At 59.8% G+C, this 8,665-nt stretch carries 7 protein-coding genes and 2 pseudogenes; 5 read left to right on the forward strand and 4 right to left on the reverse strand.

The window, feature by feature from the left end; translation table 11 throughout:
• Positions 1-116, forward strand: a pseudogene (locus AB4Y86_RS06210) (IS110 family transposase); the annotation flags it as partial.
• Between the two features lie 10 nt (positions 117-126).
• Positions 127-426: pseudogene (locus AB4Y86_RS06215) on the forward strand (integrase core domain-containing protein); the annotation flags it as partial.
• Between the two features lie 24 nt (positions 427-450).
• On the opposite strand, the gene AB4Y86_RS06220 reads toward AB4Y86_RS06215, so the two are convergent.
• From AB4Y86_RS06220 to rfbA, 3 genes are all read right to left on the reverse strand, one after another.
• Complete coding sequence (locus tag AB4Y86_RS06220) at positions 451-1,701, reverse strand: ISL3 family transposase (protein WP_441401059.1); 1,251 nt, start codon at positions 1,699-1,701, stop codon at positions 451-453.
• 236 nt (positions 1,702-1,937) lie between these two features.
• On the reverse strand, positions 1,938-3,374 hold the full coding sequence (locus AB4Y86_RS06225) for a UDP-glucose dehydrogenase family protein (RefSeq protein WP_441401061.1): 1,437 nt from the start codon (positions 3,372-3,374) through the stop codon (positions 1,938-1,940).
• Between the two features lie 53 nt (positions 3,375-3,427).
• Complete coding sequence (rfbA, locus tag AB4Y86_RS06230; RefSeq protein WP_441401063.1) at positions 3,428-4,291, reverse strand: glucose-1-phosphate thymidylyltransferase RfbA; 864 nt, start codon at positions 4,289-4,291, stop codon at positions 3,428-3,430.
• A gap of 55 nt (positions 4,292-4,346) precedes the next feature.
• Here rfbA and rfbB point away from each other — a divergent pair, with 55 nt between their 5' ends.
• The gene (gene rfbB, locus AB4Y86_RS06235) at positions 4,347-5,345 is read left to right on the forward strand and encodes a dTDP-glucose 4,6-dehydratase (RefSeq protein ID WP_441401065.1); all 999 of its coding nucleotides are present in this window, start codon (positions 4,347-4,349) and stop codon (positions 5,343-5,345) included.
• 3 nt (positions 5,346-5,348) lie between these two features.
• Positions 5,349-6,761, forward strand: a complete 1,413-nt coding sequence (locus AB4Y86_RS06240; protein WP_441401067.1) for a sugar nucleotide-binding protein — start codon at positions 5,349-5,351, stop codon at positions 6,759-6,761.
• A gap of 39 nt (positions 6,762-6,800) precedes the next feature.
• Here AB4Y86_RS06240 and wecB read toward each other — a convergent pair whose 3' ends face one another.
• Complete coding sequence (gene wecB / locus AB4Y86_RS06245) at positions 6,801-7,979, reverse strand: non-hydrolyzing UDP-N-acetylglucosamine 2-epimerase (RefSeq protein ID WP_441401069.1); 1,179 nt, start codon at positions 7,977-7,979, stop codon at positions 6,801-6,803.
• Between the two features lie 238 nt (positions 7,980-8,217).
• Between wecB and AB4Y86_RS06250 the strand changes: the two genes are divergently transcribed.
• Positions 8,218-8,665 (forward strand): hypothetical protein (locus AB4Y86_RS06250; protein ID WP_441401071.1); only part of this gene is annotated, 448 nt, incomplete at its 3' end.

The raw sequence follows: 8,665 nt of genomic DNA on the forward strand, positions 1-8,665 counted from the left end.
AAATGGAAATCATCCGCTGCCTGAAGCGATACCTCGCCCGCGAGGTCTATTTCCTCCTCAACCCCGGCCGCCAGCACATCACCCCGAACACCAGACACCATCGAACTGCGGCTTGACACTTAGGAGAGCATCCGCGGGTCCCAGTTCAGATCCAGAAAGTTCGTCCTGGCCCTGAACACCTATGGCCTGAACGGATCGATGGGCCGGGTAGGGGCATGCGGGGACAACGCCGCGATGGAATCGTTCTTCTCCCTGCTTCAAAAGAACGTCCTGAACCGGAAACGATGGGAAACCCGGGCCGAGCTCCGGCTGGCCATCACGACCTGGATCGAGCGCAGCTACCACCGAAAACGCCGTCAACGCGCCCTCGGACGGCTGACACCCATCGAGTTTGAGACAATAAAAAACGCGGCCTCAGCCGCGTAAGAAATTATCAACCCCAGCTGTCAACTAAACCTTCAGCAGTCCCTTGCGGCACCCGCGGACGGTGCGTTTGATGTGCTTGATCGAAGTGTTGTTGGCCTCGACCTTTCCCGTTGTCGCGCCGGTAATGATCAACACTTCGATCTCTTTCCACCACCTGCACACGGTGCGGTAGAGCCTGTTCGTCTCCGGCCGGCCGGCTTCCTTGACCCGTTTCTCGAGCACCTCTTTCGCCGCCGCGGCATCCTCCAGCGAGCCGGTGCGGAGGAGTGCCCTGAGCTGTTCCTTGACCTTCCAGACTGCCTGGAGGGTGCCGGTCGGATCATCGGCGGTGAACACTCCCTCGAGCCGGAGGGCGGCCCTGCAGCTGAGCGTGTCGCCGGCGCGCAGAAGCAGCATGCGGTGGGCCCAGGCTTTGTCCACGGCCCGGCCGCGGCGTCCCTTGACCTGCTGGGAGAGGCTCTGCGGGGTCTCGGTCACGGCCTGGTTGGCCAGCGAGATCAAGTGGAAATGATCGACCGCGACCGCGGTGCGGGGAAGCCACATCCGCAACGCCTTACGGAACGCCGCCGACGGATCGATGGCGACGACCTGCACACCCAGGCGCCACTGCCGGGGGCGGGCGAAGAGCCAGTCGCCGACGCCTTTGTGGTCCCGCCCGTCGACGATGCCCAGTACCTGTCCGGTGTCCAGATCCACGATGGTGGTCATCCAGGGTTCGTAGCGTTTCCAGGCCTTGGTGGCCGGGTCGCGGAAGAACCGCACGGACCGGTAGCGGTGTTCATCGATGCCGAGCATTCGCGGGGCCAGTGCATCAACATCAGGCAGCGTCAGTGCCGCGGAATCCAAGGCGCGCTGGACCAGCCACCATGAGACACCGAAGGAGGTAGCCGCCTCCGCCGCCGCCCTTCCGGATCCGATCACTGCGGCCACCCAGGCCTCACGAAGCCGGCGGGTGGACCGTGCCCTGCGCGGGACCTGGGCAGTCTCTTCGGTGAATGTCCTGCGCGGGCACAGGTACTCATCACAGAAGAATCTCCGCTCGGCCCAGACCACTTCGATCGGACCGCCGACAGGGATGTCGCGCAGTCCTTGGGGCCGGCGGGAATGAACGCGGGTGCCGATTACACCACAGGACGGACATCCGGCCTCTGTGATGGCCTCGACAGTTACCCGTCGCTGCCCGAACGCGAGGACCTCAGTGCCGGTGACGCGGTAGTCGGGCAGGTTGAAAATGGCGGTGGCAGCATCGGGGCGCGGGGAAGTAGGCTCGATCAAGGCTCGTAGCTCCTGACTCTTGATGAATGCGTAGAGAACATCCATCACAGCAGGGCTTCGAGCCCTTCAGCTTTCAAGACACGGAACCTGTTTCACCATCAACCACGAAGAGCCGGTTTCCCGGATTATTGCAGTCACCGGCTCCCACGGGAGTGGGAAGTGGACTGGAACTGCGCCCGTACATACGGGCGGGCCGGCCCGCTGACCGTCGTCACGAGCGAAACTGGTTAGACTTCTCACACGCCGACCGTCGCAACCACAGCGCCCGTAGGATGACCACAATCATCTGGAGTAACTTCCTCCTGGCCCAGTACGTGGCGGTCTGCCTCTCGACAAAAACTCGCAGTCGGCCGCTTCGTTCGTCTTCCCAAGGCCCTAAAAATCCAACCTGCTTCCGTCCAGTCGTTCGGATTCAGAACATTCCGTCCATCGACAATCATCCGGTGGCGGACATGGCCGGATAAAGCAAACGGAGTCAGATCCCTAAATTCTTCCCATTCCGTTAGCAGGAGAACAACATCGGAACCGCTAACCGCGTCGATCAAAGTATCACAGTAGTTCAACCGCGGGAAGCGTTTGGCAGCGTTGGCGTTTGCTTTTGGATCATAGACGTTGACGTCTGCGCCACTGCTAAACAGTCTGGCGGCGATGTCGAGTGCGGGTGAATCGCGGACGTCGTCGCTGTTTGGCTTGAACGCTGTCCCAAGCACGGCTATTGACTTGCCTTCGAGCTCACCAAAGTGCTCCTGAACGAGGCGAACGACGCGATCGCGGCGCCTCAGGTTAATTTCATCGGCTTCGTTCAAGAACCGCATCGTGCTGTCCAGGCCAAGTTCAGAGACTCGAGCCTGCAGCGCTCGAATATCCTTCGGCAGGCAGCCTCCTCCGAAGCCGACGCCTGCGTTCAGAAAACGCCTCCCGATTCTCTTGTCGTGACCGATGGCGTCGGCTAGGGTTCGAATGTCCCCGCCAACGGTCTCGGTGACTTCTGAGAAAGCATTGATGAACGATATTTTCATTGCAAGGAAGGCGTTTGCCGCCACTTTGACAAGCTCGGCAGTCTCGAAATCTGTGGCGATAAAGGGTGTCTCCCGCCTCAGTGCGTCTGCGTAGACTTCGCGCAATATCTTTTCGGCAGCAGAGGACTCACTGCCAATGACGAGCCGGTCCGGACGGAGAGTATCTTCGACAGCAAAGCCCTCCCGCAGGAATTCCGGGTTCCAAGCAAGTCCGACATTGACACCGAGTGATGACTCTTCCTGCACAAGCTGCTGAAGCCGTCGAGCGCTTCCCACTGGAACGGTGGACTTCCCCACAATTAGGCAGTCCTTCGTGGCAGCCCGTGCAATAGCGGCAACTGACGAGTCAACATACGTCATGTCGGCGGCATGCTCTCCTGCACGTTGCGGGGTTCCAACGGCGATGAAATGCACATCACCAAATTCACCTGCTTCATCAATCGATGTGCTAAAGCGTAGCCGACCAGTTGCTATATGTTTCTGGAGGAGCTCCTGTAGGTGAGGTTCATGGAAGGGCAGTTCACCTCTACTAAGACTGTCGATTTTTTCCTTGTCGACGTCCACCCCGAGGACTTCAAATCCCAGTTCCGCCATACAAGCGGCATGCGTAGCGCCGAGGTATCCGGTGCCAATTACTGTCAGGCGGAGGGGCATTTCGTCCTAATTCCAAGAGTGTCGGTAGTGGTGGGTGGGTGGCGGCTTGCGTGCTATGCCTCGAGTAGGCCCAGCAGATAGGTCCCGTAGCCGCTCTTAACTAGCGGCTCAGCGCGCTGCCGGAGTTCTTCGTCTGTCAAGAAACCCTGACGCCACGAGATCTCCTCGGGCGCGGAAATCTTAAGTCCTTGCCTACTCTCAACTGTTCGAATAAAGTTCGAGGCGTCATTGAGGTCATCAAAGGTACCGGTATCCAACCACGCTGTACCACGCGGCAGTATTTCTACTTGCAGAAGGCCCCGTTCGAGATATGTCTTGTTGACATCTGTGATCTCCAACTCACCGCGGGGCGAAGGCTTAAGGTTTTTGGCAATTTCGATGACGTCGTTGTCATAGAAGTAGAGGCCCGGAACCGCGTAGTGGCTTTTGGGATGTTCAGGCTTCTCTTCGAGGGAGAGGGCCTTGCCGTCGACATCGAACTCCACAACACCGTAGGATTTGGGATCCTGCACCCAGTACCCGAAGACTGCTCCGCCCTTCACATCAGCGTATTTTCGCAGTTGGCTGCCCATGCCGCGGCCATAGAAAATATTGTCGCCAAGAACAAGGGCGACCGAATCCCCTCCAATGTGTTCGGCGCCTAGGACAAAAGCCTGAGCGAGACCGTCCGGGGAGGGCTGTTGCTTGTAGGTGAGCGAGATACCAAATTGCGAGCCGTCGCCCAGCAGTCTCTGAAACTGGTCGGCGTCCTGGGGCGTAGTGATGATCAGGATGTCCCTGATTCCAGCCAGAAGCAACGTCGATAATGGGTAGTAGATCATGGGCTTGTCGAAAACTGGGACAAGTTGCTTGCTGATGCCGTGGGTAATCGGATGCAAACGAGATCCTGTTCCCCCGGCCAGAATGATTCCGCGCATAAGTCAGATCATTTCGTTTTAAGCCGTCAACTGCAAACCGGTAGAGTCCTAGACTATGCAACGACTACTAGTGACCGGCGGCGCCGGGTTCATCGGCTCCAATTTTGTCCGCTATGTGATCGAAAACACCGGCGACGGCGTGACGGTCCTGGACAAGCTCACCTACGCCGGCAACATGAAGTCGCTCGACGGCCTGCCAGGGGAGCGATTCCGCTTCGTCCAGGGGGACATCTGCGATGCCACCCTCGTCGACGAACTGGTTGCCGGCTGCGACGTCGTAGTTCACTACGCAGCGGAATCCCACAACGACAATTCGCTGCACGACCCGCGACCGTTTCTGGATACCAACATCATCGGCACGTACACGCTGATCGAGGCGGCACGGAAGCATGACAAGCGGTTCCACCACATCTCCACGGACGAGGTGTATGGCGACCTGGAGCTCGATGATCCGGAGCGGTTCACGGAGAGCACTCCCTACAACCCGTCCAGCCCTTACTCGTCGACGAAGGCGGGCTCGGACCTTTTGGTGAGGGCCTGGGTGCGGTCGTTCGGGTTGCGGGCGACCATCAGTAACTGCTCGAACAATTATGGTCCGTACCAGCACGTGGAGAAGTTCATTCCGCGCCAGATCACCAACGTCATCGATGGGATCCGTCCCAAGCTTTACGGCAAGGGCGAAAACGTCCGCGATTGGATCCACGCGAATGACCATTCTTCGGCCGTGCTTGCCATCATTGGGAAGGGGCGGATCGGGGAGACGTACCTGATTGGTGCCGACGGGGAGAAGAACAACAAAGATGTCGTTGAACTGATCCTCAAGCACATGGGTCAGGCGCCGGACGCCTATGACCATGTTGTGGACCGGCCGGGTCACGACATGCGCTACGCGATCGACTCTACGAAGCTCCGCACCGAGCTCGGCTGGGAGCCCCGTTTCTCGAATTTCGACGCCGGCATTGAGGACACCATCGCCTGGTACCGGAACAACGAGGACTGGTGGCGCGCGCAGAAGGCCGCGACAGAGGCCAAGTACCAGGAACAGGGGCAGTAGAAGATGTCGATCGAGTTCTCGAAAAAGCTCACCGCCCACGAAACCCCGATTCCCGGCGTCGTTCTCTACGACCTTCCGGTCCACGGCGACAACCGCGGCTGGTTCAAGGAGAACTGGCAGCGCGAGAAAATGCTGGCGCTCGGCCTGCCGGATTTCCGGCCCGTTCAGAACAACGTCTCCTTCAACGAGAAGGCCGGCACCACCCGCGGGATCCACGCGGAGCCGTGGGACAAATTTATTTCGGTGGCGACCGGCAAGATCTTCGGGGCCTGGGTGGACCTGCGCAAGGGCCCGACCTTTGGTGCGGTGTTCACGGCAGAACTGGACCCCAGCCAGGCCATTTTTATCCCTCGCGGGGTGGGTAACGCCTTCCAGACGCTGGAGGACAACACCGCCTACACGTACCTCGTCAACGACCATTGGTCCGCCGACGCGCAGGGCCAGTACACTTTCCTGAACCTTGCGGACGAGACCGCCGCCATAGCTTGGCCGGTCCCGCTGGAGCAGGCGGAACTATCCGACAAGGACAGGGGGCACCCGCGCCTCGCGGAGGTCACGCCGATGCCGCCCAAAAAGATCCTGGTCCTCGGCGCCAACGGCCAGTTGGGGAAGGCGTTGCGGAACATCTACAACGGTGACCCCGCTGTCGAATTCGCCGGCCGCGGCGAGTTCGATCTCGGCAACGAGCACGCCTTCGAAGGCCGCAACTGGAAGAACTACTCCACGATCATCAACGCCGCCGCCTACACGGCCGTCGACGCCGCAGAGACCCCCGAGGGGCGGATTGCCGCCTGGCAGATCAACGTCACGGCGGTCGGCCGCCTGGCAAGAACCGCCGTCGAGCACGACCTTATTCTCGTCCACATATCGTCCGACTACGTTTTCGACGGCACCCATCAGGTCCACACTGAGGACGAACCTTTCTCTCCTCTGGGGGTCTACGGCCAGACCAAGGCCGCCGGGGACGCCGTCGTCAGCGTTGTACCGCGCCACTACATCGTGCGCACCAGTTGGGTGATCGGCGAGGGCAACAACTTCGTCCGTACCATGGCGTCCCTTGCAGGCCGCGGCATCGAACCGTCCGTCGTCAACGACCAAATTGGACGGCTGTCATTCACTGAAGACATTGCGGCTGGCATCCGCCACCTGATCGAGTCAGAAGCCGACTATGGAATCTACAACCTCAGCAACGACGGGGAACAGAAATCCTGGGCAGACATCGCCGCTGACGTTTTTGAGCTTTCCGGCAAGCCCCGCAACGCCGTCACGGGCGTCACCACCGAGAAGTACTTCGAAGGCAAAGCAGCAGCGCCCAGACCACTGAACAGCGTGCTGGACCTCACTCGGATCACCACCGTAGGTTTCCACCCCGTGCCGGCTAGTGAGAGGCTTCGCGGGTTCAGCCAGGAGCTGTGAGTGCAGCCGCTCCGACGGAGTTTGACCGGGATTCCTGGGCTAGGACCTACCTTCGGCCAGAGCAAGTTCAAATTCGCGGTTTAGCGCCCCGGGTTTGAACTCAGGGAGGCGGAGCCCTAGACCAAGCATCTGACCCACTGCGGCTACTGTCCTCGCGGCAGCGTTGCCATCGCCGTAGGGATTGACGGCGTTGGCCATGTAGGCATACTTGTCGTCGTCATGCAGCAAACGGCCGACTTCGATATAGATCTTTTCCTCCTTGGTGCCGATCAGAGCCACGGTACCCGCAGTGACTGCCTCGGGCCGCTCGGTGTTATCTCGCATGACCAGGACGGGCTTGCCCAGGCTCGGTGCTTCTTCCTGCACTCCACCGGAATCGGTCAGCACGATGTGGGCCAGCGAGAGCATGCGGGTGAATTCGCCGTAGGCCAGTGGCTCGGTAATGACGACGTTTGATTTGCCTTCTAGCGCAGGCAGCACTGCCTCGCGAACCACCGGATTCATGTGCGCTGGCAGCACAATGGTTAAATCTGGTTCTGATGCCGCAATCCTGGCCAGCGCTCGGCCAACCCCGCGCATTGCTTCACCTTGGTTTTCACGTCGGTGGGTAGTGACCAAGAGAATCTTTCGCCCGGCGCCGGCGAGCTCTTCCAGCCGATGGTCGGCGAACGGTATTTTCTTTCCGACGGTGGTGAGCAAAGCATCAATAACGGTGTTGCCCGTGACGACAACGTCCTGGGGGTTGACCCCCTCGGCCAACAGATTTGCCTTACTGACGCTGGTCGGGGCCAGATGCAGGCTGGCGAGCTGGGTGGTCAGCTTACGGTTTGCCTCTTCCGGGAACGGTGAGAAGAGATCGCCACTGCGAAGGCCTGCCTCGACGTGGACAACGGGAATGCCGTGGTAGAAGGCTGCGATGGCTCCTGCGGTGGAGGTCGTCGTGTCGCCCTGGACAATCACAGCGTCAGGCTTGCTACCCGTGAAGAGCTTGTCCAGGCCGTCGATGGTGCGCGTCATGATGGCGGAGAGCGACTGGCGCTGCTGGAGGATGTTCAGATCATGATCCGGCACGATGCCGAAAAGTTCGTTCACTTGGTCCAACATCTCCCGGTGCTGCCCGGTTACGGTGACGACGCAGTCAAACAGCTCCGATTGGTCAAGCGCCGCGACGATCGGGGCCATCTTTATGGCCTCTGGCCTTGTCCCGAAGATCGGCATGACAGTAGCCACAGGTCTTCCCCCAAGAAAATGAAGTGAATGTTCACCGGTAAGGCTACGGGACCAGAGCCTAAACTACTGAATCGCCGCGGCCGCAGACTCGCCGCCTGCGCTCATCGCTGATTAAAAGGCATGCTTCACCCGAGAAAACTCAAGGTGTGGCACTTGTAGACTGCAGCGGCTAGCTCCATCCTGTTAGTTAGGTCCAGGTCTCAGCTCAGCGAGCCCAGGATCGAACATGGCAACAGTACGAGATAAAGAAGACCATGCCTCTCACGGAGCAGTGGACAGCTTCCGTTTGCTGGTTGTGGCGCTGTTGGTGCTAGGCCTCTGCCCGATCGGGCCGCCGGCCGTGGCGGCCGACCCTCCGATCTACCCCGTCAGCGGATTCTTCGTCGCGGCAAGCACAAGCGATTCGGTAAACACGCAGAAGTTGCAGGCGATCAAGGCTGTGGGAGGCGACACCGTTATCACTTCCGGATCCAACCTTGCGCCAGCAAGCCCCTCTGGAGTAGCAGCCGACTGTCGGATCGCCGGAGCGAATTGCGCCGAATCAGCAGCAAGTGGTGTGCTATTCAATAGGGTATTCACGTACGCGGACTCCAATACTTGGGGCGGCGCCGCTATCCGGTGCCCTCGGGACCGGAGCGTCACCAACAACAACAAGTTCTTCACTGTGCTGGTAC

Source organism: Arthrobacter sp. 2YAF22_2 (genome assembly GCF_052114645.1).
In the GTDB taxonomy this organism is placed as follows: Bacteria; Actinomycetota; Actinomycetes; order Actinomycetales; family Micrococcaceae; genus Arthrobacter.